The 25,134-nt window shown below is 45.8% G+C and carries 21 protein-coding genes and 11 tRNA genes; 9 read left to right on the top strand and 23 right to left on the bottom strand.

Translation table 11 applies throughout. The features are described 5' to 3' along the window. Nucleotides 1–5 precede the first annotated feature (5 nt). The gene (locus WFI24_RS25535) at nucleotides 6–785 is read left to right on the top strand and encodes a PHP domain-containing protein (RefSeq protein ID WP_336764852.1); all 780 of its coding nucleotides are present in this window, start codon (nucleotides 6–8) and stop codon (nucleotides 783–785) included. A 245-nt stretch (nucleotides 786–1,030) separates the two neighbouring features. Next, nucleotides 1,031–2,974 (top strand): NAD(P)/FAD-dependent oxidoreductase, encoded by a 1,944-nt coding sequence (locus tag WFI24_RS25540; RefSeq protein WP_336764853.1) that lies wholly within the window; start codon nucleotides 1,031–1,033, stop codon nucleotides 2,972–2,974. A 63-nt stretch (nucleotides 2,975–3,037) separates the two neighbouring features. Here the strand turns inward: WFI24_RS25540 and WFI24_RS25545 are convergent, their stop codons facing one another. Further along, nucleotides 3,038–3,631 (bottom strand): TetR/AcrR family transcriptional regulator, encoded by a 594-nt coding sequence (locus tag WFI24_RS25545; protein ID WP_336764854.1) that lies wholly within the window; start codon nucleotides 3,629–3,631, stop codon nucleotides 3,038–3,040. Between the two features lie 126 nt (nucleotides 3,632–3,757). Beyond that, the gene (locus WFI24_RS25550; RefSeq protein WP_336764855.1) at nucleotides 3,758–4,597 is read right to left on the bottom strand and encodes an AraC family transcriptional regulator; all 840 of its coding nucleotides are present in this window, start codon (nucleotides 4,595–4,597) and stop codon (nucleotides 3,758–3,760) included. 186 nt (nucleotides 4,598–4,783) lie between these two features. Between WFI24_RS25550 and WFI24_RS25555 the strand changes: the two genes are divergently transcribed. Together WFI24_RS25555 and WFI24_RS25560 are read left to right on the top strand one after the other, a co-directional pair. Continuing rightward, a complete protein-coding gene (locus WFI24_RS25555) occupies nucleotides 4,784–5,218 on the top strand; it encodes a DMT family transporter (RefSeq protein WP_336764856.1) in 435 nt (144 codons plus the stop codon). Between the two features lie 12 nt (nucleotides 5,219–5,230). Beyond that, entirely contained in the window at nucleotides 5,231–5,707 is a 477-nt protein-coding gene (locus WFI24_RS25560; protein ID WP_336764857.1) for a DMT family transporter, read from the top strand. A 188-nt stretch (nucleotides 5,708–5,895) separates the two neighbouring features. Here WFI24_RS25560 and WFI24_RS25565 read toward each other — a convergent pair whose 3' ends face one another. Continuing rightward, entirely contained in the window at nucleotides 5,896–6,339 is a 444-nt protein-coding gene (locus WFI24_RS25565) for a VOC family protein (RefSeq protein ID WP_336764858.1), read from the bottom strand. 87 nt (nucleotides 6,340–6,426) lie between these two features. Between WFI24_RS25565 and WFI24_RS25570 the strand changes: the two genes are divergently transcribed. Then, the gene (locus tag WFI24_RS25570) at nucleotides 6,427–7,458 is read left to right on the top strand and encodes a helix-turn-helix transcriptional regulator (protein WP_336764859.1); all 1,032 of its coding nucleotides are present in this window, start codon (nucleotides 6,427–6,429) and stop codon (nucleotides 7,456–7,458) included. Between the two features lie 27 nt (nucleotides 7,459–7,485). Here the strand turns inward: WFI24_RS25570 and WFI24_RS25575 are convergent, their stop codons facing one another. After that, on the bottom strand, nucleotides 7,486–8,682 hold the full coding sequence (locus WFI24_RS25575) for an MFS transporter (protein ID WP_336764860.1): 1,197 nt from the start codon (nucleotides 8,680–8,682) through the stop codon (nucleotides 7,486–7,488). Between the two features lie 182 nt (nucleotides 8,683–8,864). Between WFI24_RS25575 and WFI24_RS25580 the strand changes: the two genes are divergently transcribed. Both WFI24_RS25580 and WFI24_RS25585 read left to right on the top strand, forming a co-directional pair. Continuing rightward, nucleotides 8,865–9,737: a LysR family transcriptional regulator gene (locus tag WFI24_RS25580; RefSeq protein WP_336764861.1), complete on the top strand. Its 873-nt coding sequence runs from the start codon at nucleotides 8,865–8,867 to the stop codon at nucleotides 9,735–9,737. A gap of 20 nt (nucleotides 9,738–9,757) precedes the next feature. Next, nucleotides 9,758–10,432, top strand: coding sequence for a VOC family protein (locus WFI24_RS25585; protein ID WP_336764862.1), 675 nt, complete (start codon nucleotides 9,758–9,760; stop codon nucleotides 10,430–10,432). A gap of 43 nt (nucleotides 10,433–10,475) precedes the next feature. On the opposite strand, the gene WFI24_RS25590 is transcribed toward WFI24_RS25585, so the two are convergent. Further along, the gene (locus tag WFI24_RS25590; RefSeq protein WP_336764863.1) at nucleotides 10,476–10,841 is read right to left on the bottom strand and encodes a MerR family transcriptional regulator; all 366 of its coding nucleotides are present in this window, start codon (nucleotides 10,839–10,841) and stop codon (nucleotides 10,476–10,478) included. Nucleotides 10,842–10,971: 130 nt separating this feature from the next. Between WFI24_RS25590 and WFI24_RS25595 the strand changes: the two genes are divergently transcribed. After that, nucleotides 10,972–11,622, top strand: a complete 651-nt coding sequence (locus WFI24_RS25595; RefSeq protein WP_336764864.1) for a nitroreductase family protein — start codon at nucleotides 10,972–10,974, stop codon at nucleotides 11,620–11,622. A 410-nt stretch (nucleotides 11,623–12,032) separates the two neighbouring features. Here WFI24_RS25595 and glmS read toward each other — a convergent pair whose 3' ends face one another. From glmS to ppc, 7 genes are all read right to left on the bottom strand, one after another. After that, on the bottom strand, nucleotides 12,033–13,865 hold the full coding sequence (glmS, locus tag WFI24_RS25600; RefSeq protein ID WP_145325918.1) for a glutamine--fructose-6-phosphate transaminase (isomerizing): 1,833 nt from the start codon (nucleotides 13,863–13,865) through the stop codon (nucleotides 12,033–12,035). A 739-nt stretch (nucleotides 13,866–14,604) separates the two neighbouring features. Next, the gene (glmM, locus tag WFI24_RS25605; RefSeq protein ID WP_145325919.1) at nucleotides 14,605–15,945 is read right to left on the bottom strand and encodes a phosphoglucosamine mutase; all 1,341 of its coding nucleotides are present in this window, start codon (nucleotides 15,943–15,945) and stop codon (nucleotides 14,605–14,607) included. A 71-nt stretch (nucleotides 15,946–16,016) separates the two neighbouring features. After that, nucleotides 16,017–17,510 carry a CdaR family protein gene (locus WFI24_RS25610; RefSeq protein WP_336764865.1) on the bottom strand — a complete coding sequence of 498 codons (1,494 nt, stop codon included), beginning with the start codon at nucleotides 17,508–17,510 and terminating at the stop codon, nucleotides 16,017–16,019. Continuing rightward, on the bottom strand, nucleotides 17,503–18,339 hold the full coding sequence (gene cdaA, locus WFI24_RS25615; RefSeq protein WP_145325921.1) for a diadenylate cyclase CdaA: 837 nt from the start codon (nucleotides 18,337–18,339) through the stop codon (nucleotides 17,503–17,505). Before cdaA ends, WFI24_RS25610 begins: the two co-directional genes overlap by 8 nt. Nucleotides 18,340–18,652: 313 nt before the next feature. Beyond that, nucleotides 18,653–19,267, bottom strand: coding sequence for a zf-HC2 domain-containing protein (locus WFI24_RS25620; protein WP_017692118.1), 615 nt, complete (start codon nucleotides 19,265–19,267; stop codon nucleotides 18,653–18,655). 136 nt (nucleotides 19,268–19,403) lie between these two features. Further along, a complete protein-coding gene (gene sigW / locus WFI24_RS25625; protein ID WP_017692117.1) occupies nucleotides 19,404–19,970 on the bottom strand; it encodes an RNA polymerase sigma factor SigW in 567 nt (188 codons plus the stop codon). Nucleotides 19,971–20,229: 259 nt separating this feature from the next. Further along, the gene (gene ppc / locus WFI24_RS25630) at nucleotides 20,230–23,022 is read right to left on the bottom strand and encodes a phosphoenolpyruvate carboxylase (protein WP_336764866.1); all 2,793 of its coding nucleotides are present in this window, start codon (nucleotides 23,020–23,022) and stop codon (nucleotides 20,230–20,232) included. Nucleotides 23,023–23,600: 578 nt separating this feature from the next. Here ppc and WFI24_RS25635 point away from each other — a divergent pair. Further along, nucleotides 23,601–23,954, top strand: coding sequence for a WGxxGxxG family protein (locus tag WFI24_RS25635; protein ID WP_145325923.1), 354 nt, complete (start codon nucleotides 23,601–23,603; stop codon nucleotides 23,952–23,954). 234 nt (nucleotides 23,955–24,188) lie between these two features. Here WFI24_RS25635 and WFI24_RS25640 read toward each other — a convergent pair. The 11 genes from WFI24_RS25640 to WFI24_RS25690 all read right to left on the bottom strand — a co-directional run bounded on the left by WFI24_RS25640 (nucleotide 24,189) and on the right by WFI24_RS25690 (nucleotide 25,100). Continuing rightward, nucleotides 24,189–24,259 (bottom strand) — tRNA-Gly (locus WFI24_RS25640). 10 nt (nucleotides 24,260–24,269) lie between these two features. Further along, a tRNA-Pro gene (locus WFI24_RS25645) sits at nucleotides 24,270–24,343 on the bottom strand. Between the two features lie 15 nt (nucleotides 24,344–24,358). Next, nucleotides 24,359–24,435: transfer RNA gene (locus WFI24_RS25650), tRNA-Arg, on the bottom strand. Between the two features lie 7 nt (nucleotides 24,436–24,442). Further along, nucleotides 24,443–24,517, bottom strand: a tRNA-Gly gene (locus tag WFI24_RS25655). Nucleotides 24,518–24,527: 10 nt separating this feature from the next. Beyond that, a tRNA-Leu gene (locus WFI24_RS25660) sits at nucleotides 24,528–24,608 on the bottom strand. A gap of 6 nt (nucleotides 24,609–24,614) precedes the next feature. Further along, nucleotides 24,615–24,690 (bottom strand) — tRNA-Lys (locus WFI24_RS25665). Between the two features lie 9 nt (nucleotides 24,691–24,699). Next, nucleotides 24,700–24,774 (bottom strand) — tRNA-Gln (locus tag WFI24_RS25670). 9 nt (nucleotides 24,775–24,783) lie between these two features. Next, a tRNA-Val gene (locus WFI24_RS25675) sits at nucleotides 24,784–24,859 on the bottom strand. Between the two features lie 7 nt (nucleotides 24,860–24,866). Further along, nucleotides 24,867–24,938, bottom strand: a tRNA-Glu gene (locus WFI24_RS25680). Between the two features lie 10 nt (nucleotides 24,939–24,948). After that, a tRNA-Thr gene (locus tag WFI24_RS25685) sits at nucleotides 24,949–25,021 on the bottom strand. A 3-nt stretch (nucleotides 25,022–25,024) separates the two neighbouring features. After that, nucleotides 25,025–25,100, bottom strand: a tRNA-Asn gene (locus tag WFI24_RS25690). Nucleotides 25,101–25,134: the final 34 nt, after the last annotated feature.

Below are 25,134 nucleotides of genomic sequence, written 5' to 3' on the forward strand. Positions count from 1 at the left end.
TCATTATGCGAATTGATCTTCATACTCACGGCAAACTATCCAAAAACTCTGATTTCTCGATCGAGTATTTTACCGAAATGGTCACGGAAGCGAAAGCCAGCGGGCTGGATGCCCTCGCGCTTACAGAGCATTTTAACACCCGACACTTCTACGATGTCTATGAGACGCTGGATCATCTTTACCCTTTTAACGGAGAATACTACGATGCAGACGGACTTCGCATTTTCCCTGGGATGGAAGTGGATATTCAGGAGACGGGGCACATTTTGCTGATTGGTCAAAAAGAACATATCCTCACCATCCGTGCCGGCCTGGAAAATTATACGGCCAAGGGGTCTTTCATTCCCTTTGCCAACCTGCTGGATCTGGCCGAAGTATGGCCTTTACTCAAAATTGGCGCACACCCTTTCCGCGAATCCACTCCGCTGCATCAGTTGGACCGCAACCTGCTTGGACGTCTGGATGCATTTGACCTGAACGCCAAGGACATGTACAAAATGGATATCCAAACCTGCCGCAGTCAGGTCGAATCGTTTGCCCAATCCCTAGGCAAACCGGTTACCGCCGGAAGTGATACACACCAATGTCTGCAATACGGCAGTGTATACAACGTGTTGGATCGTCCATGTGCATCGGTGGCTGAACTCAAAGAGCAGATTCTCACGGAAGCGTACACCATCGAAATCTCCGCCGATCTTCCCTTACGCGTCAAAGCCTCTGTGATGCTCAAGAAAGTAATGAAACGTCTTGCCAAGCTGGAGGCCGCCAGTTTGCAGGAGGTTTAGAAAAGAGAGTCACATTTAGACTCACCAAATGGCTGAATGAATGTTATCAAATTTAAAAGAGACATGCTCGCCAAGAGCATGTCTCTTTTTCATTCCAAATGATTCGTAACCTATACTCAGCTCCATAGATTTAGATAACTTGAATTGATTGTGATTTTTTTCACTTATAATTCAATACTAAACGTTTACGATGGGTTTATCACTTATATTACTCGCGAGTAACCTAACAACAGGAGGTCACACACATGAATCATCCTTATGAAAAGCTGTTCACCCCATTCCGCATCGGAACCATGGAAATTAAGAATCGAATCGTCATGTCCCCTATGGGAACTAATTCGGCGAGCCCTGATGGACGTATCTCTCTGGAAGAGATCGATTACTATGAGGAACGCGCCAAAGGCGGCGCGGGTATGATCATTCTTGGCGCACAATTTCTGACCGAAGATCTGGCCCAGGGCGTGTTGGAAGGTATAGTTGAGAAGGATTATGTCATTCCATTGCTCACGGATCTCGTCGATGCAGTACAACATTATGGCACCAAAGTTATCGCTCAGCTCAGCTGCGGCACCGGACGCAACGCCCTACCCGACCGTTCGGGGAAACCTCCCGTATCGGCTTCGGCCATCCCAGCCATATATAACACGGAAGTGCTGTGCCATCCACTCACGGTGGAGGAAATACAGACCATTATGGATCAATTCACAGATTCGGCAGCCAGACTGAAACGGGCTGGCTTTGATGGGATCGAAATTCATGCCCACGCCGGTTATTTAATTGATCAGTTTATGTCACCGATCTGGAACAAGCGTGAAGATGAGTACGGAGGCACGACAGAAAAACGGATGCGATTCGCAGTTGAGATCGTACAGGCGATCCGCCAAGCTATAGGTCCGGACATGCCCATATTGTTCCGGATGGCCCTGGATCATCGTTTTGAAGGGGGACGTACGGTCGAGGACAGTCTGGAGATGTTGCAGATTCTTGAACGTGCAGGTGTAGATGCTGTTGATATTGATGCAGGTTCCTACGAAAGAATCGATTATATTTTCCCGCCAGCGTACCTGGGTGATGCTTGTATGGACTATATGTGCGAGCCTGCTCGTCAGGTTGTGAATATTCCCATCTTGAACTCGGGAAGCCATACACCGGAGAGTGCTGTCCGGTTAATCGAATCCGGGAACGCCGACTTCGTCATGTTTGGTCGTGCATTAATTGCCGATGCCGAGCTTCCAAACAAACTGCGGGATAACTTGCGGGAGGATATTCGACCTTGTATCCGTTGTAATGAGGAATGCATCGGTCGTATTATCGAGCGGAATACCAAAATCAGCTGTGCGGTCAATATTCAGGCAGCGAACGAGAAACGTTTTGCGATTCACAAGGCAGAGACTGCCAAGAAAGTCGTTGTTGTAGGCGGTGGACCATCCGGTCTGGAAGCAGCACGTGTAGCAGCACTCAAAGGGCATGAGGTTACACTATATGAAAAAGAAGCCACGGTCGGTGGACAGGTCACCAGTGCAGCAACACCGGAATTTAAAGGCCAGTTGCGTGCCCTGATAGGCTGGTACGAGCGGCAGTTAACCCAACTTCACGTGAACGTGAAGTTGAATCATGAGATCACACCAGATGATCCTGCACTGGAAGCAGCTGATCATATTTTCATCGGCGCAGGAGCGGTACCTCTCATTCCTCCGATCCCTGGAATCGATAATGATAATGTCGTGGGAGCCATTGAGGCCCATCTACAAAGAGAGCTTGTGCGCGGCGAACATATTGTCATTACAGGTGGTGGTCTAACCGGCTGCGATCTGGGACTTGAGCTGGCTATGGAAGGCAAAAAGGTCACCATCATCGAGATGCGTCCGGAAGCGGGGCAAGATGTGATGTACATTAACCGTGCAGCCCTGATGCCTATGCTGGACAGCTACGGAGTTACCATTCTCGGGGGCCACAAAGTACTCTCCTTTGAAGCCAATGGGTTACATGCAGAGAGGGCCGATGGTTCCAAAGTGTTCATTGAAGCGGATACGATCATTAACGCCTTTGGTATGAGAAAAAATACAACGATTGCTGAGCTGATTCGGGCCAAGTTCGGAACCAAAACCAGCCTTATGGGCGACTGTGTGAAAATTGGCAAAGTAGGTACTGCCGTTCGTTCCGGGTTTTACGCAGCGAGCGCCATATAACTCAAATTCAAGAAGAGCCAGACTCCGATGATCCGGGTCTGGCTCTTATCTATTGAACTTCATCTAGCTTCGCTGCTGCATGTCCAATATGCCGTAGAAAAAGAGATCCTGCGTCTGTCGTGCCAACTGTGAAGGCGTTTCGTGTCCTGGCAGCAGCTTGATCAGGGTTAACCGTTCAATAATGGCCAGTAGACATTCCGCAAAGAAAATCGCATCGAGATCCTGCCGATAATATCCGGCTTGCTGTTCTTCAATCAGATTCTGTTCCATGAGCCCGGCAATCTCAGCCTTGATGCCTACTGACTCCGGAGACAGATACAATCCAATTCGGGTCAATGCCGGATTCCGTCCGAGGAATCGGTAGATCTGCTCCAACGAGGCCACGACTGCTTCCTTGAGGTCCTTCCTATTCAATCCGGCCCCGATATGACTATCGCGCACCGCCTGACTGAGGCCATTGCGAAAATCAGCCACCAGCTCCGCAAAAGCAGCTTCTTTGCTCTCAAAGTACAGATAGAATGCAGGCTGTGTTAACCCCGCCCGAGCAACGATTGAACTTATTTTCGTCTGGTAGAATCCACTCAATGCAAATTCCTCTGCTGCAGCCTCTAGGAGACGAAGCCTACTCTCTTTGCCAACAGCTCCTTGCTTTCTCACTTCAACCCCCAGCCCCTTTCTACTCAGGCTTGCCTCTGACGTTAAGCTCTTCTCTAATTATACTTAACCTATGCGCATTAATTAAGTAGACCATGGTATCCGCCATCCAAGGGGACACTGCCAGATTCAGGTTTCCTGAAGATCCACACGTTCCGCCCGTTCGTTCTTCTTATACTGAGTCGGAGATTCGCCCATCGTGTTTGTGAAAAGAATGGTGAAATAATTCGTATTCTGATATCCAAGTACATGTGCAATTTCACTTACCTTCATGTCCGTTGTGGTTAGCAGCCGCTTCGCTTCTCCCATTCTTCGGTAGACAATATAACGAATCGGGGAATCATCATATTCGTCCTTGAACACATGAGATAAGTAATAAGGGTTCATATGAAAATACGCTGCAATATCCTGGAGCTTCAGGTGCTGAAGGTAGTTCTCATCGAGAAACTCCTTGATCCGTACGGCGAGATGATCCGAATCTTGTTTTTTTGAGGCATTGGGTTGAGTCAACCGCTGAACTATGGCAAGCAGCACACCAAGCAGTCCTTCACAGATCTTCTCGTAACCCGTCTTTTGATTGGAGGATTCCTCATACATGAACTCGAGCAGTTGGCCAATCCTGCTAGCGTATTCTTTGGTTTCGATATAAGGAGACGCATTTTCGGGAATTAAGTGCTCCATTTGCGTTCCATCCGAATAGATATTGGCTATTCCACAATAATAAAGACTGAGTGGGGATACGGGAGAGGTACATTGTTCATGAATCACACCTTGATTGTAGATTAATAGATCGCCTTTTTTGACCGTATATGGATGTTCATTAATTTTAATAATACCTTCTCCATCAGACACATACACCATTTCACTGATATCCTCATGCATGTGACTTGGAAAATTCCAATTGGGATTGCCGTTCACTTTGCCTATATACAGCAAATGGGAGGATGTTTCTTTTCTTGTCTTACTCATTCTGGTGTCTTCCCTTCATCAGTGCATGATTCTCTCTAGCTGTACTAATATACCCCTTTTGCCACAGCAAGATCTATAATTTTTCAGAAAAACAAAGCAAGATCTTTCATTGTCTTACCTTCCCAATTTTCTTATGATGAGTCATGCACCTTTAAATCCAAACCATTTCAAGGAGTCGAGGATAGATTGAAAAAGCTGATTTTTTATATTATCGCCATTGCAACAGGAGCTCTTCTAAGCTTTGAAGGTGCACTGTACGGCAAACTTGGAGAACAAGTCGGCACACTGGAAGCTGATTTCTATAACTTCTTCATGGGTGCGATTATTTCACTGATTCTGTTGATTTTCTTCGGCAGAGGAAACCTCTCTGCCATCACCAAATTTCCGAAGTGGAATCTGCTTGGTGGTTTGCTTGGGGTCACCTACCTGCTTACATTGGTCATCGGTGTTCCCATTGTGGGTGTAGGAATCTCCATGATTGCCATTGTTGTCGGGCAGATGGTAACCAGCATTCTGATCGATCATTACGGATGGCTGGGCAGTAGTCGCAAACCGGTAGGAAGCAAACGGATTGCCGCCTTGGTACTGATGCTGGGCGCGCTGGCTCTTACTTTATTCTAGAGGAGGATTACAATGGGCATAGGTTTATTAATTGTTGTCGTCACCTTAATTGGTGGAGCTGTACTTAGTGCACAGTCCTCTATCAATGGTACGATTAGCCGTAATATCGGCCTTCTGGAGACGGTTTTCTTCACGTTCGCGTCAGGTACACTGATTCTGGCTGTACTAATCAATTTTTTTGGCAGTGGACATCTACTCGACTTGCTTCATGCACCTAAATTGCAGCTTTCTGCTGTTTTCATGGGTTTCGGATATCTATTCCTGTCCACGTTGGCCGTGAATAAACTGGGTGTAACACCTGCCAACCTTACAGCGATTGTAGGACAGATTGTTGCTGGATTTATCATCGATGCCATGGGCCTTTTCGGTGGTGAATTCATTGCATTCTCATGGCAGCGAGCTGTCTCACTCGTTCTGATGTTGGCTGCATTAGCTCTGATTTTCAGTGAAAAGAATGACCACGCACAAGCCGTGACGCTTAGCAAATAAATGAACGGTAGTAGCCGATTCTTGATATCTAGTAACATTTAGGATAACGGAACCTTCTGGCTGCTTGAAATACCTTGTATAGAAACCGAAGAAAGAAGAGCGCATGATTTCCATGACTCTTCTTTTTTTGATGCTTTTAAGTTAGTTATGGGTTTACATACCGAGTGAGTACCCGGGAACCTATCATTTTAAAAATCATGCATCGTCACACACAGCTGAATCGCAATGCCAAACGGATCTCGCACAATGCCGTAACCTGGGCTGAATTCATTTTGTTCATAGGGAACCAGTACCTTCACACCCTCATGTTGCATCAGAGAATGATACAGCTGATCGATTGTACTTTTATCTTTGGATTGAATACATAGTGAACTGCTGTTTCCCAACTGCCACAGTCTCTCCGTGTCCATTGCCTCTTCCGCGATCATGATCTTGTTAACCCCAATCTCCAGCACCGAATGTGTAATATAGTCATCTTGGCCTGCTGGGTACTCGAAGCCCGGATTCATCTCCTTCATCTCTTTATAACTTTTCTTGAATATCACCTTGGCGCCCAGAAACTCCTCATAAAAGGCAATGGCTGCCGCCGCATCCCCGTTCATCGACAAAAATGGTATCACTTCAAAATTCATTATGTTGCCTCCTAGTTCCTATTGGATTACACTTATCACTATAACAACGAAAGGTGCCAATCCATGGCACCATTAAGAGGGTTCGATATGAAAAAATCAGAACGCATGAACCAGATGCTTCGCTTTATTAATCAAAAACAACAGTTCACCCTGCAAGATCTCATGCAGGAGTTTCAGATCTCCAAGCGAACCGCGTTAAGAGACATCGCTTCATTGGAAGAGTTGGGTGCGCCCATCTATGTCGAATATGGGCGATACGGCGGATATCGACTGCTGCAACAGATGCAGTTGCCTCCCATATCATTTAACACAGGTGAGCTTCATGCCCTTTATTTTGCGATGCAGGCGCTCCGCAGCTTCTCCAACTTACCTTTTCAGGTTTCTTTCCGTAATATTCATGAGAAATTTATGAGTGCGTTATCCGACAAGCAACGACAGGATATTGAGAACATTCAACACCGGGTATCCTTCCGACATACAGAGCAGATCCGCGATAGTGCGCATTTGGAGTTTTTGTTGATGGCTGCTGTGCAAAATTTAGTAATCCAGATTACGTATCCTGATCAGCGCAGATCACCTGTTCAAAGGTCGTCCCCTGCAGACCATCCTGATCCTGAGCAATCGGATTCACTTTCTCGTCCATCCAACTCCAACATCCGCACGATCCAACCCATCACGCTCTATGCCAAGAGAGGCTACTGGTATTGCCAGGCGTATGATCTGAATAAACAGGCTTATCGTGTATTCCGCTGCGACCGCATCACTTCAACCGAAACAACGGAGATTGAACCTCTAACTCATGTAAATGAACGCTATTCACAGGATGCCCAGTCTCTATGGCAACCATCGGAACAAGCAACTCCGTTCAAGTGCCTGATTGACGCAGCCGGGGTTGAGCTATTCCAGCAAGAACATTATCCATCTATGCAGATCATACACGTCAACGAACCGGGCAGTGAATTGGCACAAATGCTTCTTGTAGGTTCTTATGAACCTCATGAGCTTGATTTCATCACTCGGTACCTCGCAGGATTCGGCAAATCCATTAAGATCATGGAACCAGAAACGTTAAAAGAATCATTGCGGCTGTACTATATGGACTTGTTAGATCATGTATAAAGATCATATTTCTATATCCATTTCACTTTACATGCCTTTTAGCTCCTGCTCATGCTCAACAACTTTTGAGCTTTTTTTATTGCCAATAGCCAATTGAACGATAATCTGCAACACGATGATGATAGCCAAACCATAAAATGCTTGCACGAAGCTGCCTGTTAGATCGCGGAGCCAACCCATTGCCAGCGGCCCCAGTGCTCCCAAGATGTAGCCACCAGATTGAGTCATTGCCGACCAGCTGCTAGCTTCCTGAGCATTACTTGTCTCGTCAATCGGCAACATAAGTGCAATCGGAAACAGGCCACCTGCACCAATACCGAGCGGGATCGCCGCGAGCCACGGGCTGACAGAGAGATTCAGCATCAGGACACCTATCAACTCCAACAACGCACATCCGACAAGCCAGAATACACGTCTTTGGTACCTGTGTACAAGCATGGGAATGAATAACGTTGAGGGCAGCGATATTAATGTAAATAACGTTTGGATGTTGCCAGCAGTCTCTTGGCTATATCCCTGGCTTTGAATTGCTGGTGCAAGCCAAGCGGTTAATGAATAGAAGATCGCTGCCATCAGCCCGAAAAATAATGTCAGTATCCATGCACGGCTGCTCTTCACCGGGAGTGGTGCATGGATTACAGCCGAAGTTTGTCCGGATTGTCGATCTCTGCGCGCAGTCCAAGCTAATCTCAGCCAGATTGGCAATGCAATCGTTGCGAGTAAGGCCCATACAGCCAAAGAGTCTCTCCACGATCCGCCCAGTGCATGCTGCAGCGGAACCGATAGTCCCACGCTAATGCTGGCCCCCATCACCATCGCCGTAGAGTAGATGCCCACCATGGCTGCCACTCGGTCAGGGAAATACTGCTTAATGAAGCTGGACAAGAGAGGCCCTGCCATCGCAATCCCCACACCGGACAGAAAAGATGTGAACATCATCAACGGAGTTGCACCCACGAACCATCGTAGTCCCGTACCTATCCCAATAAGAATTAAAGCCAGAACAATGGCACCTTCGTTCCCCCACCTTCTACTTAGTCTTACAGAGAATGGAGCGAATATGCCCATACATAATACAGGTAATGTAGTTAACAGACTGGCCGTCATTCCACTTAAACCCAGATCATGCTGTATAGTGCTCATTAAAGGAGAAATGGAGGTAATGGGTGGTCTTAAGTTCAATGAAGCCAGAATAAGCGCCAATACAATATAAAAAATGTTCATTATGGATCACCTCATGGTAGTAGTATCGATGCATTTACCAAGATCATATTGGTCCGCGAAAGGATCTTGGGTTGGTACACTGACTAAGTATAGATTCAATATAATGATTGAACAATACTATTGTTTCTATTAAAATGATTACTAAAACCAATGATAGAGGTGAATTCATGGAGATTCGTCAGATGGAAAACTTTATTACAGTGTGCGAGGAGCTTCATTTTACTCGGGCAGCTGAGAAACTTGGCATATCTCAACCTACGTTGAGTCAACAAATACGTGGGTTGGAGGATGAACTTGGTGTTCCCTTATTTGACCGTGTCGGCAAAAAGATTGTGATGACCCAGGCTGGGACTCTGTTTCTCGAGCATTGTGTACAGATGATCCGGCATTTACAGAATACCCAAGATGCGTTGGCTGAATTTCGCAATGATCAGCGAGGTCGGTTAGTCATTGGTGTTCTTCCATCCGATTTGGATTACCGCATCACTCCACTGCTCGTTGATTTTCATGCCCGATTTCCCAAGGTACAACTGAAGGTCGTCTCTTCGATCTACGTCGTGAATCAAGTGTTGGAAAATGAAGTCGACATCGGCATTGAGATCACGTCTGCCCCTGATAGCCGGCTTGTACGCATTCCTTTGTGCAGTGAAGAATATGTACTGGTTGTTTCCGAGAATCATGATTGGGCTGAACGAGGGACGATTGGAATTCAGGAACTCCGTGATATTCAAACGGTGATGTTCCCTGAAGGATTTACGGGCAGGGAATTGGTCGATGGCTATTGCCGTAAATATGGATTCACCCTAAACACCATCATGGAGACCAGTTCTGCAACCTCTATCATTAGCCTGGTCAAAGCCAACGTCGGAGGAACACTACTGCCTTATCCTTTGATCCAAGCGATGAATGAACCCACACTACGCTGTATCCGCATTACGGATGATCCGCCATGTCGACACTTTGAGATTATTCATCGCTCCGACCGTTACCTGACGCAATCGGCCAAGGCATTTATTGAGAAGACGATTGAGTATTTTAATCAAGGGATAGTTTGAAGGAGAGGTATTAAAATAGAATGAAAATAAGAGAAGTTGGTTTGTTGACCCATCACATTGAGGCTATAAAAGAGTTTTACGCTATTTCATTAGGAATGGATCTGATGGAGGATAGTACAACATGCGTTTCGTTCCGTGCGGGAGACTCGGTCCTTTCTTTCAAGAAGGCGCCAGAGCAAGAGAAGCCATACTATCATGTAGCGTTTACGATTCCAACGAATAAACTTGCTGATGCCAAAAGGTGGGCCCAAGACCGTAACATTCCGTTGCTTTCCAAAGATGGACAGGATGAATTCTATTTCCCTTACTGGGATGCAACAGCCATCTATTTCTATGATCCGAGCGGCAACTTGATGGAATTCATCGCTCACCACTCACTCGATAATGAAGTGGATGAAGCTTTTGAAGTGAAGCATCTGCTATGTATTAGTGAAATCGGCATGCCTGTCGATGATGTTCCTGAGACGATGAGCACATTGGATGGACATTATCACCTTAAACCATTTGCCGGAGACGGAAAGAACTTCTCTCCCACAGGTGATGCAGAAGGTATGTTTATTGTCATTGATAAACAGATGCCCTGGTTCCCAGATGGGCGCATGCCCGGTGTATTTGCTACTGAGGTGAAGGTGGAAACGGTGCAGCCTGGTAGTCTGTGTTTACAGGACGATATGTACAACATTGTTTCAAATTGATTTAAGAACGTACGGAATGAAAACCGCAAGAGGGACGTCCGGCTCAATACTTACCAAAACCCTCCTCACACGTGATATCCGATTTAAGAATTTCGTACAGATTTTGTTTGGAATTCTCTAATTGTTTTTGTGCTTCTTCAATTTCTGATATTTTGGCTTGGATAATGCTTGCTTGATCTTTACTCGAAAACCCATGTTTAGAGACCATAGATTGGATCTCATGGATCGTAAAACCAACAGCTAAACATTGTTTGACCACTTCCAGATGCTGAATAATGCTCTGCGCATATATCCGATAATTATTTTGATCTCTCAGCACATGTTCATCCGTGATAATACCTATCTTCTCATAGTACCGAATAGTGGATATCGGAAGGTTTACCCTGTTTGCCACTTCACTAATTTTCATATGGAACACCCTCATTTCTTTTTCTTGCTATAAAGTATACTTCATAGTTTACAATCCTCATAGTGAGACGGATGAAGATATAAACCATAACCCACTCTCACCACTATTAGATATGAGGAGAGAAATCGATATGAATACAATTACCGGCCAATTCAACAAAACAAATGATTTTGATACCATCGTCTTGGAGCGCCATTCCGTTAAAACCTACGATCCTGAAGTAAAAATCAGCCGCGAGGAGATGACCGAAATACTGGCGAAAGCTTCACGTGCCCCTTCGGCGATTAACATGCAACCGTGGCGTTTTCTTGTCATCGACAGTGCTGAAGGCAAAGAGAAGCTTGCACCACTGGCCTCTTTTAACCAGACACAGGCATTAACGTCTTCGGCTGTCATTGCCGTATTTTACGATGCTAACAATGTTGAATACATGGAAGAGATCTTCAGCAAATCAGTGGAACTTGGGTACATGCCACAAGACATCATGGATATGCAGATGCAGCAGGTACAACCTTATTATGCGAACATGAGCGCATCCGAACTGCGTGAAATGAACCTCATTGACTCGGGCCTCATATCCATGCAACTCATGCTCGTTGCCCGTGCTCATGGCTATGATACGAACCCTATGGCTGGTTATGACAAAGGTCAGATCGCTGAAGCTTTCGGCCTGGATAAAGAACGGTTCCAGCCCGTGATGTTGATCTCCATAGGAAAAGCAGCCAAAGATGGCTATCCTTCCTATCGTCTCCCGGTTGAAACGACTACAACTTGGGCATAACCAACAGTAAATTTCAGAACTAACATAACAATGGATAAGACTATCTATAATCATCATACTCACACTCATTGCAAATTATCTTGTTGTCATGGCCATACCCAGTTAGAAACTGATCGTATGGAGAGACATAATGAAGTGTTTTCTTATAACTAGCATTGTAATTCATATAACAACTGTAACTGGATATAGATTTCAAGAAACGATGAAACTCGACTGCATTACCCTATAGTAACAGTGCTTACATCCTCTAACCCCGCTACCGTATAATCTTTTAATAAAATATCTTTATGCTGATCTGGATTGAAAATTGAATAATGTGTTTATAACAAAAAGGGTCCTGATGACAAAGTCATCAGGACCCTTTTAATATATCTTCGTTTCGTTACTACTATAAGAATTTAGCCAATCCCTTACTCAACCGTTACGCTTTTCGCCAGGTTACGTGGTTTATCCACATCGTGACCCAGTGCCAGGGAAGCGTAGTATGCCAGCAATTGCAGCGCAACCACGGACAGAGCCGGGCTAAGCAATGGCAACGTCTTAGGAATTGCAAACGCTTGGTCTACGGATTTCAGCAATGGTGCTACGTGCTCTTCGTACGTAATTGCCAGTACATCCGCACCACGTGCTTTCACTTCTTTGATGTTGCTCACTGTTTTCTCAAGTACGTTCTCCTGTGTTGCCAGGGCAATAACAGGGATACCGTCTTCGATCAATGCGAGTGTACCGTGTTTCAACTCACCCGCAGCATAAGCTTCAGAGTGAATGTAAGAGATCTCTTTCAGTTTCAACGATCCTTCTTGAGCTACTGCATAGTCAAGACCACGGCCGATGAAGAAGAGATGTTCATGTTTGGAGATTTGCTCAGCATATCCTTTGATTGCCTCCGCTTGCTCCAACATGGATTCCACTTGTTCAGGCAATGCTTGCATCGCTGCCAGCGTGTGTGCAATCTCTTCTGCAGATTGAGTACCACGAACTTGTGCAAGGTACAGACCCAGCAAGTTGAACGCGATCAACTGTGAAGTATACGCTTTGGTAGAAGCTACTGCAATTTCAGGACCTGCCAATGTTGCGATAACATCATCTGCATCACGCGCAATGGAACTGCCCACTACGTTTGTGATTGCCAGTACATGTGCGCCATTGGATTGTGCTTCGCGCAATGCAGCAAGCGTATCGGCAGTTTCACCGGATTGGCTTACTACAATTACGAGTGTATCTTTGTGCACAATTGGGGAACGGTAACGGTACTCGGAAGCCACATCTGTTTCAACCGGAATACGCACCAATTGCTCAATCACTGTACGTCCAACCAGACCTGCATGGTAAGCTGTACCACATGCAATGATTTGAACGTTACGGATATTTTTAATTTGTTCTTCTGTCATTTTCAACTCAGGAAGTTGAACCTTTTTGCTTTCATTATCGATGCGACCCAGCATTGTATCACGATATGCTTTTGGTTGCTCATGAATTTCTTTCAGCATGAAGTGCTCGAATCCGCCTTTTTCTGCAGTTACAGCATCCCAATCGACACGAATCATTTCCCGAGAAATAAAGTTGCCTTCAATCGTCATCAATTCGACAGCATCATGTGTCAATACAGCCATTTCACCATCATTCAGAATGTACACGTTACGTGTATGTTCCAGAATTGCCGGGATGTCGGAACCAATGAAGTTCTCGCCTTCACCAATACCAATAATCAATGGGCTTGCTTGACGCACAGCTACGAGTTTCTCCGGCTCATGCTCTGTCAATACACCCAGTGCGAATGCACCACGCAACAACGTGATCACTTTTTGCACTGTTTTAACGATATCACCATTGTATTCACGTGCGATCAGGTGAGAGATAACCTCAGTATCTGTCTCGGAAGTGAACGTGTGACCTTGAGCCATCAATTCGTCCTTCAGATCCAGGTAGTTCTCAATAATACCGTTATGCACAACAGAGAACTTCTGGCTTCCATCCGTGTGTGGATGAGAGTTTTCATCCGATGGTTTACCATGAGTTGCCCAACGTGTGTGTCCGATTCCGGCATTACCTACCAATGGTGCACCATCCAGCTTGGCTTCAAGGTTCGCAAGACGACCGAGAGCTTTCGTGATTTGCAGACCTTCCGGTGTGAATACCGCGATACCTGCAGAATCATAACCACGATACTCAAGTTTCTTCAAGCCTTCGACCAATACCGATTGAGTGTTCTTATTACCAATATATCCAACAATACCGCACATAGTTTATTTCCTCCGTTTGTATATGAATACTGTGTCACGAAGAGAAACAGGCAGAGGCGGCATATCGAAAAAATGAGTGATTGCCTAGCGGTTCATGAATACTTGTTACCTATTCAATTATCAATGATCAGAGCGACCTCGTGTCGCCCCGCAGTCATCATAAGCTGTTATGAATGCAATCATGAATGTACATCATTTTCCCGTCCGCGTACTGTTTACGCTCTTCGCGCACATTCATTTGAATTTTAGTTTAACTCTTGCACCTGCACCGGCGCGTTGTGTGGACAGTCACCTATCCATTTTCCGCAATCCGGTTTACGGCTCTGGTGCTTCACCGGGAGGTCCCCGCCGAACAATCCGAACACCTCCACCTCGTCAGCTTGATTGCCGTTGATCTTAATCAGCCGTTCTTCAACCTAGAAGAAATCCTGATCAACACCATCCCGCGCAACTCCAAGCTCTGGCGCTTGTGTAACTGTAACCTCGTTCCTCACTTTCTGTGTCTGAATGACGACTCCACTCATTATATGCACGTCAGGTCCATTTTGCAATGGAGCAAAGTACCTGTGACAATTTCAGCATATTTACCCACAATCCCGACCGGATAATCGGACCCTTGGTCTCATCAGGCCGGGACGCAGGAATATTCCACTATAAGTCCTAAATCTTGTTCTATTAGACCCCTTTTACACAACAATTCCCTTTAAAGAACCGTATGAAGGAGGGATTTCTTCCATTCCTATACCAGTTCTTTTTGCACTACATCTGCGATTTGAGACACAAATTGTTCAAGTTCGTCTTTATCTGGTCCTTCCGCCATAACACGGATCAGAGATTCAGTACCTGAAGCACGAACGAGTACACGCCCATTATCGCCGAGTTGTTGTTCTACTGTAGCAATAGCTTGCTCAATCGCAGAATTGCCCTCGTATTTGCTCTTATCTTCAACTCGCACATTGACCAATACTTGTGGGTACTGGGTCATCAGCGCTTTTAGTTCACTCAGTTTTTTACCGGAAGCCTTGAGTGTATCCACGAGTTGGATCGCAGTCAGCATACCGTCTCCGGTTGTATTGTAATCCAGGAAAATAACATGGCCGGACTGCTCTCCGCCCAGGTTGTATCCGCCGCGACGCATTTCTTCCATCACATAACGGTCACCTACTGCCGTTTTAGCTGTTTTCAGTGCAAGTTTCTCCGTTGCTTTGTAGAATCCGATATTACTCATAACGGTCGATACAACAGTACTGTCCTTCAACTTGCCTGCACGATTCATTGCATCACCACAGATACACAGAATGAAGTCTCCATCCACCTCAGCACCTGTCTCATCAATAGCAATCAGACGATCGGCATCCCCGTCAAAAGCAAGACCCAGATCTGCTTTATGTTTGAGTACTTCCTGTTTCAGGTTCTCTGGATGAGTTGATCCACATTGCTCATTGATATTCAGGCCGTTAGGCTCAGCACCAATGGCGATGACTTCTGCACCAAGTTCACTGAACAATTTCGGTGCCAGCTCATAAGCTGCTCCGTTTGCACAGTCCAGAACAATTTTAAGACCGGAGAATGACTCATTTACAGTCGTTTTCAGGAAATCGAGGTAGCGATAACGGGATTCTTCATCCGTCGTTACGGTACCCAGACCGCCACCAACTGGCCGTGGCAATTGATCTGTCTCCGCATCCATCAGCTCTTCAATCCGGTTCTCTGTCTCATCGGACAGCTTGAAGCCATCTCCGCCAAAGAACTTGATTCCGTTATCCTCAACCGGGTTGTGGGAAGCCGAGATCATCACGCCCGCATCAGCCTTCAACAAACGTGCAATGTATGCCACTCCCGGAGTGGACACAACGCCCAGACGAATTACATCAGCGCCGATGGACAACAGACCTGCAACCAGAGCGGATTCTAACATCAATCCCGAGATACGAGTATCCATGCCGATAACCACTTTCGGTCTTTCCACACCACCTGCAAGCACGTAACCACCACAACGTCCAATGCTGTAAGCCAGCTCTGCCGTTAGCTCTTTATTGGCAACCCCTCTTACACCGTCTGTACCAAAATATTTCCCCATGATTTAACTCCTTCTATTCGCATCATATACGAGCACTGTTATTATTTTTTGAGAATTTTAGAATTAGAACGTTACGGATTTGAGCCACTTTTACTGCCACTACCGCTGTTATTGTTATTTAAACTTCCTTGATTGGTTGTGCTCCCCTGTTGACCCTGATCCTGATTGTCCGTATTCGATTCCGTCTCTTCTTCATCAGGAACAGGCTCGGTTTCCCCATTTTCGACCTCGGCTGGTGCAGGATCAGGTGCTACCGTTCCCTCATCTGTCGGGTCTTCGCCAGGAGTGGTCGTTGTATCTTCAGCCTTTTCACTAATTTTGACCGTTGCACTCAGAGCATTAGATGATTCATCCAGTTTGGCAAAACGGGGCAGGTCGGCTTCAAGCTCAATCTCATGCGTTCCGACCGTAAGCCCAGCAAGATCCCCCGTCAACGTGAGATCATCACTACTCAGACCCTCGAGCATACTAGCTGAGCCTGTAAGTGTGAGGTTCAGACCCCCACTTCGAGGCGTAACCAGCGTACCTTCCAATCCATTCCCCGCACCGGTAAGTGTGATGGGGACATTTGGAAAGACTTTCGTCGTCTCCTCTGCCTCGTCAAATGGGGATATGGTTACCTTAATCTGAATCGAACTAGGCTCGATTTTCTCAAAACCGGAAGGCGGCGTCAAGTCCACGTTAACTGTCGACGTACCTGACTGCTCAAACTGCGTCAGATCAAGGGTTACTTGGTCGTAGGCCTGTATACCCGCAAGTGCGTCCTCTGATCCATAAACCGAGACTTCTTTCACGCTTGGCTCTACCGTGGAGAGAACCAGGCCTTCAGGCAACTGTCCCGAATATTTGATTCTTAAGGGTACAGATATATAGGGCTGATTGACCGGAATCCGGACTTCAACCGTTTGTGGCGTTATAATCGCATTTTCAAGGACCTTACCTTCAGCATCGTATGCCTGGAGTTTCACTTTTTTCTGGATGACATCTTCCTTGGCATCTCTCACGCTCACACTGCCCTGGACCTTCGCTACAGCCTCAAGTTGCCCTTCGGGCAGAGTTACCTTAACCGGAGCTGAAGGTTCAATTACGGGCGTTCCAGCGCTGTATCCGGCGGAGGCTTCTCCTTCGGGTACAATATTCACATTGAAAGATTTGGTACCCAATTTTTCTACATTCACTGTAACCATGGAAGGCTCCATGCTGACCACTTCTACCCCGGAAGGCAGATCTGGCACCAGCGGCAGTGTATTGGACCCATCTTTCACCTGACTCAGATCGACCAGTACCTTGTAATCGTCATTGGTAAAAATCGATGTAAGCATCGAACGCTGCCCTTTGATTTCCAGCCGGACCTCATCCGTACTTAGTGAAGTAAGCACATAACTGTTGCTGTCTAATCCATAAGGTTGAACAGGCACCGTACGTTCCACAACCTTATTGGTTGTCCCTGTCGTAATCGTAGGGGTGGTTGGTACTTCATCCAGATGAATCATGAACCAGAGCAGCAGGCTCACCGCAAGTGCAAGTATTTTGGCAAAGTTATTGTTGTTAAACCACTTATCCATTGTTACGTCCTCCCTTCCGTTTCCAGAAGGTTGTCCAGCCATTCTTTTTCAGATTGGAAGTAGGGCGCAACTCCTCATACAATTTGGCAATCAGCGATTCTTCCTTAATATCACGAACGACCTGTCCATTCATCGCCAGCGACACCTGTCCTGTCTCCTCAGAGACAACCAAACAGATCGCATCTGCAACTTCGGTAATCCCGATTGCTGCACGGTGGCGTGTTCCCAATTCCTTGCTGATAAACGGATTTTCTGATAATGGCAAATAACAGGCTGCCGCCGAAATTTGTTTTCCCTGTATAATGACGGCTCCATCATGGAGCGGTGTATTTGGAATAAAGATGTTAATCATCAGCTCGGAGCTGACGAGAGATTGCATCTTAATGCCTGATTCCGTGTAATCGTTCAGACCCGTTTCACGTTCAAATACGACCAATGCACCTATTTTACGCCGGGACAAATAATTAACAGACTTAATAATCTCACCAATTAACACCGTTAACTCTTCATCACTTGCTGCCGCTGAACGTCCAAACAGCTTCCCACGTCCCAATTGCTCCAGACCACGACGCAGTTCCGGCTGAAAGATAATGAACACCGCAACGACACCAAACGTAAACATCTGGTTCATCAACCACTTGAGCGTATACAGGTTTAGCCACGTACTTAATGCCCAGATCAGCACAAGAAACAGAATCCCTTTTAGGAGCTGAACCGCACGCGTACCCCGCACAAGCAAAATCAGTTTGTACATAATATAGGTAACGATCAATATATCGATAACGTCCTTAATGGACTCTTTCCACGTTAAGTCAGCAAAATAATTCATAAGCCAGCCCCCGCTATCCCCATTGATGAGTGAACCCTGATCTCATATTAACCCATTAGGATTTTATATAATCCTTTGTCTCCGCATTTTGGCATCATTGGATTCCTGCAAAATGCTTATCTATATGTAGTAGTATGTTCTCTTTAGTATCTAGGTTATAACGTTAACGTTCAGGTTGCAAGTTACGGCAGTCACAAACTGCGCATAAACATCACATTTACCATGAATTACAAAGTTTACGTATAAAAAAAGAGTACCCCATGCAATCCGGAGGTACCCTGCTTGGTATATACCATTGAAGATTTACCCTGTTCTAGCGATAAGCTACTTCATTTACCATATTGGTTATTTTGTACCAGAACCAGTCCAGCGCCTGATCAATACTTTTCACCTGACCTGAAATATGCGCCGTTGAAGCCTGAAACAGTTGTCCGTCGATAACCGTCAGATTGCCGTTCACATCACCATATACCTGTGCAGTTCCATTTTCTATCGTAAGATCGCCAGCAATAGACTTACCTTCAGGAACAATAACCGTGTTACCCTGAATCACGATCTGGTCCAGATTATTTCCCTTAACGACCATTTCGTTGTTCTGATTCCAGAAATTCAAGGCGCTAAAGAGCATCACGACCAAAAAGAAGGCTGCCGCCGTCAGCGCGGGATGTCCTTTGACCCATTTGAGCCATACTTGCTGTCTCTTGGGCTGGGGCAGAGCATTCATAATTCGATTGGTCAGCTCATCCGAGGCAGACGGTGAATAGTGTTTCATGGCAAAGAGTAGCATTTCCGTCTGTTCCAACTCTTTAAAGCGCATGCGACAATCCGGACAGATCACAAGGTGACTTTTCAGTTCAACCTTCTGGGCCGGGGACAACGACTCATCCAAACATTCATGCATTAAAGAGACGGCCGAGTTGCAATCCATATGAGAGCCAATCCTTTCTTAAATCACTTAGTCCATGAGCCATTAAAAAGCACGCATAAGACTTGCATACATTACATACGCATCCGTTTCGGATATGTTTCAATTAATTTCGCCCAGATTTAAAGGCGTTTAACATTTATAACTTATACTCTAATTTTTTGCGTAGAAAATCACGGCCCCGATGAACGCGTGTCTTGATCGTTGTTACGGGCATACCTGTCACATCACTGATTTCCTGTAGCGACAAGTCCTGTAAATATCTCAGAATCATAACGGACTTATACTTGGCTGGCAAACTGTCAATGGCCTCACGAATGAGTGTCTGCGTCTCTGACAGGAGTGCTTCACTCTCCGGTGTGCGATCATCACTCGGGAGCATCGCATAACCATCAGATCCTTCCTGATCATTCAGTTCGGCATCTAACGAGTATGAAGGTTTCTTTCTGCGCAGTCGGTCAATACACAGATTGGTTGCAATCCGGTAGATCCAGGTTGAAAACTTCTGGTTCGGATCGTACTTCTCCATATTACGAAACACACGCAAAAACGTCTCCTGCACAACGTCTTCAGCTTCATGACGATTGTTCAGCATCCGGTATGCCAAATGAAACAGCTTGTCCTTATATAGTTCAACGATTTCTGCGAAGGCTCTCTGGTCGCCCTTAAGCACCAGTTTCACAAGCCTATTTTCCAAATTGTCCACCCTTATTCCCCCAGACATGCTGATGGGTCTTCCGTCTTCTGATACCCGTCCACACTTGTAATTCACCAATCAAATCGTAAATCAACTTTGGTCAAAAATCAAGACTGTATGACAAATATCCGCCAAAAACAGTAAAAACGGGAACTCCAGCAGGAGTCCCGTTTCATCTCTCACTCCGTAGAGCAGAGAATGGAGCTTTTAGTTAACAAAGTAATGGATACTTTGTTTCATATAATCATTCATTTGAACAGTTTGATAATCAACCTGTATTACGCAGTCCCGCAGCGATGCCGTTAATGGTCAGCAATACTTCTCTAAGCAGTTCCGTATCATCCTCACCACGTTCGCGCATATCTCTGAGCTCGCTCAGAAGTTGAACTTGCATGTAGGACAACGGATCTACATAAGGATTACGAAGGCGAATGGATTCTTGAATAACCGGTACATCATCCAGAATTTCAGCTTCTCCGGTAATTTTAAGAATCAGCTCTTTTGTGAGCTTGAATTCAGCTTCGATCTGACCGTAAATGCGATCACGTGCTTCCTTGTTGGAAGTCATGGCTGAGTATTCTTTGGCAATCACAAGATCTGCTTTGGCAATTGCCATCTGCACCGTATCAATGAGCGTGCGGAAGAATGGGAAGCTTGCATACATTTCTTTCAGGACATTCAGATTTTCCTCTTTATCCTGATAGTAACTTTGCAGTCCTGTTCCTGCCGCATACCATGCCGGAAGCAGATAACGACTTTGTGTCCAAGCGAATACCCAAGGGATCGCTCTCAGATCTTCGAACTTATCGCTATTCTTACGCTTGGATGGACGGGAACCAATATTCAGTTCACCAACCTCCGGAAGCGGTGTTGATTCCTTGAAGAAGGTGAAGAAGTCCGGATCACGGAAAATCAGATCCTGATATTTTGTCAGGGATACTTCCGAAATCTCTTTGATGATGCTATCCCAATGACGCTCGGATGCTGACTCTTGCGGCTCAAGACCATTGAGTGCTGCTGTGATCAGAGCCGAAGTTGCTTGCTCCAGACTGCGGTATGCAATCCCCTGAAGGGAATAACGGGAAGAAATAACCTCTCCCTGCTCCGTAATTTTGATCCCCCCACCAATCGTATGCGGTGGTTGAGCAAGAATACTACGGTTGAGCGGCATGCCGCCACGTCCAAGAGCTCCACCGCGTCCATGGAAGAACTTCAGCTTAACGCCATGTTCATTACCTACAGCCGTGATGGCGTTCATTGCTACGCGCAGTTCCCAGTTGGCTGTAACCACTCCGCCATCCTTGTTACTGTCTGAATAACCAAGCATGATTTCATGCAGTTCATTGCGTCCTCTTACGCTTGCGCGGTATACAGGAAGGTTGAACAGCTTCTGCATAATATCCGAAGCCGCATGTAGATCATCAATCGTTTCAAACAGTGGCACTGCTTGAAGTGTAGATGTAATTTCACCGTTGTGTCCTTTGGTGAACAAGCCCACTTCCTTCGCAAATACCATAACCTCCAGCAAATCACTTGCGCCCTGCGTCATACTGATCAGGTAACTTGTGATACAGCCGGCCCCGAACTCATTCTGGGCACGCTTAATGGTACGGAAGACATCCAGACACTCTTTGGTTCCCTCCGTGTATTGATGATAAGGAGAAGTAAGCGGACGCGGATCATCCAGCAAACGAGCAAGCAGATCGATTTTACCGTCCTCTGTCAGACGCGCATAATCTTCTACAATGTTCATTTTGGCCAGAATCTCAGACATCGCATTTTCATGTTCCTTGCTGTGCTGACGCACATCCAATGCTGCGGTATGGAAACCAAACAACTCCACTTGACGAATCATTTTGCGAATAGTCGTATCAGCTACGTAATCGGCAAAATGATGGCGCAGACTTCGATCAATGATCATCAGATCATCAATCAAATCCTGAGCGCTATGATAACGGTCAGGCTGACCTAATTTGTTCTCGTCTAATACATTGTTCAGCTTGGCAATCATATAAGCCAACTTGATGCGATATGGCTCTTTTTCATTCCGCCAGATATCCACTTTTTTCAATGTAACACAACTACGGTCCTGCTCAATCGACTGCACCAGCTCATCCGATACATGGATGATGTTCGTGCTGAAGCTGAGATGGCCCATAAGTTCAATCATAATCCGTTGGTATTCACGCAAAGCGAGCTTGCGTTGCATCAACAGCGTCTGCCATGTTACATCTGAAGTTACCGAAGGATTTCCATCCCGGTCTCCACCGATCCAGGAACCGAACCGCAAATACGTCGGCACATGCCAGTCATGGTCAGGGTAAAATTTGTTCAGGCAGCGTTCCAGCTCCTGATATACATCCGGAAGTACGTGGAACAACGTTTCATGAAAATAATACATCCCATTCCGCACTTCATCGAGTACAGTCGGTTTGCGGTCGCGAAGTTCATCTGTCTGCCAGAGTGTAATAACCTCATTCAACAGCTTCTCCCGCAACTGTTCACGTTCACGTAACGTCAGCGTAGGATTATCAAGTAGCATGACATCTTCGGATATCCGTTTGTGGATGTCCAGTATAACCCGGCGCATGGCCTCGGTTGGGTGAGCTGTCATAACGAGTTCCAGTGATAATTCGTCCAGAATCTCTTCTACTTCCGTATGAGACAGTCCACGTTCCTTAAGATCCTGTACTGCTTTTTCTATTGATCCTGGCTGTACCGCGTCCCCTGCAGAACGCTCATAATCCCGTTTACGCCGGATCCGATGGTTTTGTTCAGCAATATTAACTAATTGAAAATAAATTGCGAAAGCCCGGATAACCTGATGACGATTGTCCGAGTCTAATTCCTGGATCATCGTTTTGAACTCTGCATACAGTTCTGGCAGAAATTCTGCACGCAACGATTTGCTCGTTTCCCGAATCTTCTCAACGATATCTAGAAGCTCCGTGCCGCCTTGATGGACAAGAACTTCCCCGAGTATATTGCCCAGGAACCGCACGTCTCGCCGAAGCAGGTTGTTGGATTGGCTTTTGCTGGCGGTTACCATAGTTTCAGTCATGCTTATCCTCCCATCTGATCGTTCCATTCGTACACGTAAATTTGACACCTTCATAACATCATACAATAAAATGGCACGAAAATCTTTATTTTTCTACTAGAAAAAATGGGGATTATCCCCGATTTACAGCACAAAAACACGCTTTTTTATTCATTTTCTTGTTCTGCTTCAATTAATGGTCATATGCTGTCGCATGATACCTTTTTCACGTACTTTAGATAAATCAAATGTCTCATACCTATGCTTAAAAATTTATAAATATACAGTTACTTTAGATATGATTCCATGGTACCTGATCGTAAGGTTAAACTGCATAATTTCATTGTTTGAGAACAGATGATATACAAAGAAACATGACCGGCAAAGCAAGCTTTTGTATACTTTACCACAGTGACGTAATAAATTAAAGATGTAAATATAAATTTTCTAACCACTACAGTCTGCTTATTAGGCGACTTTCTTATGTACTTGTTAATTCACTGTAACCACAGGGATATCTTAACAGAACATTTCTACATATTGTTCTTGTCTTCTTGGGCAGATTAATTTATAGCTCTAACCAAAAAGGAGGATTCCAAATGATGAAGAAAGCTACTACAACTATTGCATCCATACTGCTGGTTGCAGCATTGGCGGGTCCAGCAGCTGCTGATGGTCAAATGTCCAAAGGTGTGGATACCAACACCAACGGTTCACGTGTTCGCTCTTATCAGGACACCAACTACATGGACCGCACAAACACTAATTCCAACATGAATATGAACATGGATGGAAACTACCGCAACAATGGTGACTATCGTACCAACAATGTGCGTGCTAACGCCACTACAAACGACCGTGATAATGGTATGGATTGGGGTTGGCTCGGTTTGTTGGGACTGCTGGGGCTGGCTGGCATGCGTAAAAGAGTGACGGATCGTAACGAACGTTAACACTAATTAAGGCATGTTATAATCACTACTGCTGCATTTTAGGGGAACCTCAGAAGCAGAAGTAAACAGAAGTAAGCACAAGAGCCAAGACTTCCCTAGTTTAAAGGCATAGGGGGTCTTGGCTCTTTTTAGCAAGAAATGTACTCTACATATAATAATTGTTGATGTTTTAAACCGTGAAATATAAATAAAAAAGCCTCTGCATCAGCAAAGGCTCTTTCATTATGTCATGTAAGCGGGTGATGGGAATCGAACCCACGCTATTAGCTTGGAAGGCTAAAGTTCTACCATTGAACTACACCCGCATAACAACAATCGGGATGACACGATTTGAACATGCGACCCCCTGGTCCCAAACCAGGTGCTCTACCAAGCTGAGCTACATCCCGATACTAAAAAAATAATGGCGCGCCCTGAGAGATTCGAACTCCCGGCCTTTTGATTCGTAGTCAAACGCTCTATCCAGCTGAGCTAAGGGCGCAAAATATTGGAGCGGAAGACGGGAATCGAACCCGCGACCCTCGCCTTGGCAAGGCGATGCTCTACCGCTGAGCCACTTCCGCAAATAAGGGATGCGCGTGGAGGGACTTGAACCCCCACGTCAAAGACGCTAGATCCTAAGTCTAGTGCGTCTGCCAATTCCGCCACACGCGCATATAATGGTGAGTCATGAAGGGCTCGAACCTTCGACACCCTGATTAAAAGTCAGGTGCTCTACCAACTGAGCTAATGACTCGTAATAAAATGGCTGGGGATATAGGATTTGAACCTATGCATGACGGAGTCAAAGTCCGTTGCCTTACCGCTTGGCTAATCCCCATTAATTAGATGGTGGAGGCTGAGGGGATCGAACCCCCGACCCTCTGCTTGTAAGGCAGATGCTCTCCCAGCTGAGCTAAGCCTCCATCTATATGACCCGTAGGGGATTCGAACCCCTGTTACCTCCGTGAAAGGGAGGTGTCTTAACCCCTTGACCAACGGGCCCCATTTTCAAAGCTCTCAACCGGGATCGAACCGGTGACCTCATCCTTACCATGGATGCACTCTACCTACTGAGCTATGAGAGCAAATGGCTCCCCGAACAGGGCTCGAACCTGTGACAACTCGATTAACAGTCGAGTGCTCTACCAACTGAGCTATCAGGGAATAATATGCATTTGCGGTGCAAATGCAATTCATC

The sequence above is a fragment of the Paenibacillus sp. USHLN196 genome (genome assembly GCF_037144955.1).
Classification (GTDB): Bacteria; Bacillota; Bacilli; order Paenibacillales; family Paenibacillaceae; genus Paenibacillus; species Paenibacillus xylanexedens_C.

Bases quoted from the DNA above. Each gene is read 5' to 3' on its own strand.
- WFI24_RS25595 (WP_336764864.1), top strand. From the start codon at position 10,972: ATGAATACAATTACCGGCCAATTCAACAAAACAAATGATTTTGATACC.
- WFI24_RS25570 (WP_336764859.1), top strand. From the start codon at position 6,427: ATGAAAAAATCAGAACGCATGAACCAGATGCTTCGCTTTATTAATCAA.
- WFI24_RS25575 (WP_336764860.1), bottom strand. From the start codon at position 8,682: ATGAACATTTTTTATATTGTATTGGCGCTTATTCTGGCTTCATTGAAC.
- ppc (WP_336764866.1), bottom strand. From the start codon at position 23,022: ATGACTGAAACTATGGTAACCGCCAGCAAAAGCCAATCCAACAACCTG.
- WFI24_RS25610 (WP_336764865.1), bottom strand. From the start codon at position 17,510: ATGGATAAGTGGTTTAACAACAATAACTTTGCCAAAATACTTGCACTT.
- WFI24_RS25635 (WP_145325923.1), top strand. From the start codon at position 23,601: ATGATGAAGAAAGCTACTACAACTATTGCATCCATACTGCTGGTTGCA.
- cdaA (WP_145325921.1), bottom strand. From the start codon at position 18,339: ATGAATTATTTTGCTGACTTAACGTGGAAAGAGTCCATTAAGGACGTT.
- WFI24_RS25560 (WP_336764857.1), top strand. From the start codon at position 5,231: ATGGGCATAGGTTTATTAATTGTTGTCGTCACCTTAATTGGTGGAGCT.
- glmM (WP_145325919.1), bottom strand. From the start codon at position 15,945: ATGGGGAAATATTTTGGTACAGACGGTGTAAGAGGGGTTGCCAATAAA.
- WFI24_RS25550 (WP_336764855.1), bottom strand. From the start codon at position 4,597: ATGAGTAAGACAAGAAAAGAAACATCCTCCCATTTGCTGTATATAGGC.
- WFI24_RS25620 (WP_017692118.1), bottom strand. From the start codon at position 19,267: ATGGATTGCAACTCGGCCGTCTCTTTAATGCATGAATGTTTGGATGAG.
- WFI24_RS25565 (WP_336764858.1), bottom strand. From the start codon at position 6,339: ATGAATTTTGAAGTGATACCATTTTTGTCGATGAACGGGGATGCGGCG.
- WFI24_RS25585 (WP_336764862.1), top strand. From the start codon at position 9,758: ATGAAAATAAGAGAAGTTGGTTTGTTGACCCATCACATTGAGGCTATA.
- WFI24_RS25540 (WP_336764853.1), top strand. From the start codon at position 1,031: ATGAATCATCCTTATGAAAAGCTGTTCACCCCATTCCGCATCGGAACC.
- WFI24_RS25590 (WP_336764863.1), bottom strand. From the start codon at position 10,841: ATGAAAATTAGTGAAGTGGCAAACAGGGTAAACCTTCCGATATCCACT.
- WFI24_RS25580 (WP_336764861.1), top strand. From the start codon at position 8,865: ATGGAAAACTTTATTACAGTGTGCGAGGAGCTTCATTTTACTCGGGCA.
- WFI24_RS25535 (WP_336764852.1), top strand. From the start codon at position 6: ATGCGAATTGATCTTCATACTCACGGCAAACTATCCAAAAACTCTGAT.
- glmS (WP_145325918.1), bottom strand. From the start codon at position 13,865: ATGTGCGGTATTGTTGGATATATTGGTAATAAGAACACTCAATCGGTA.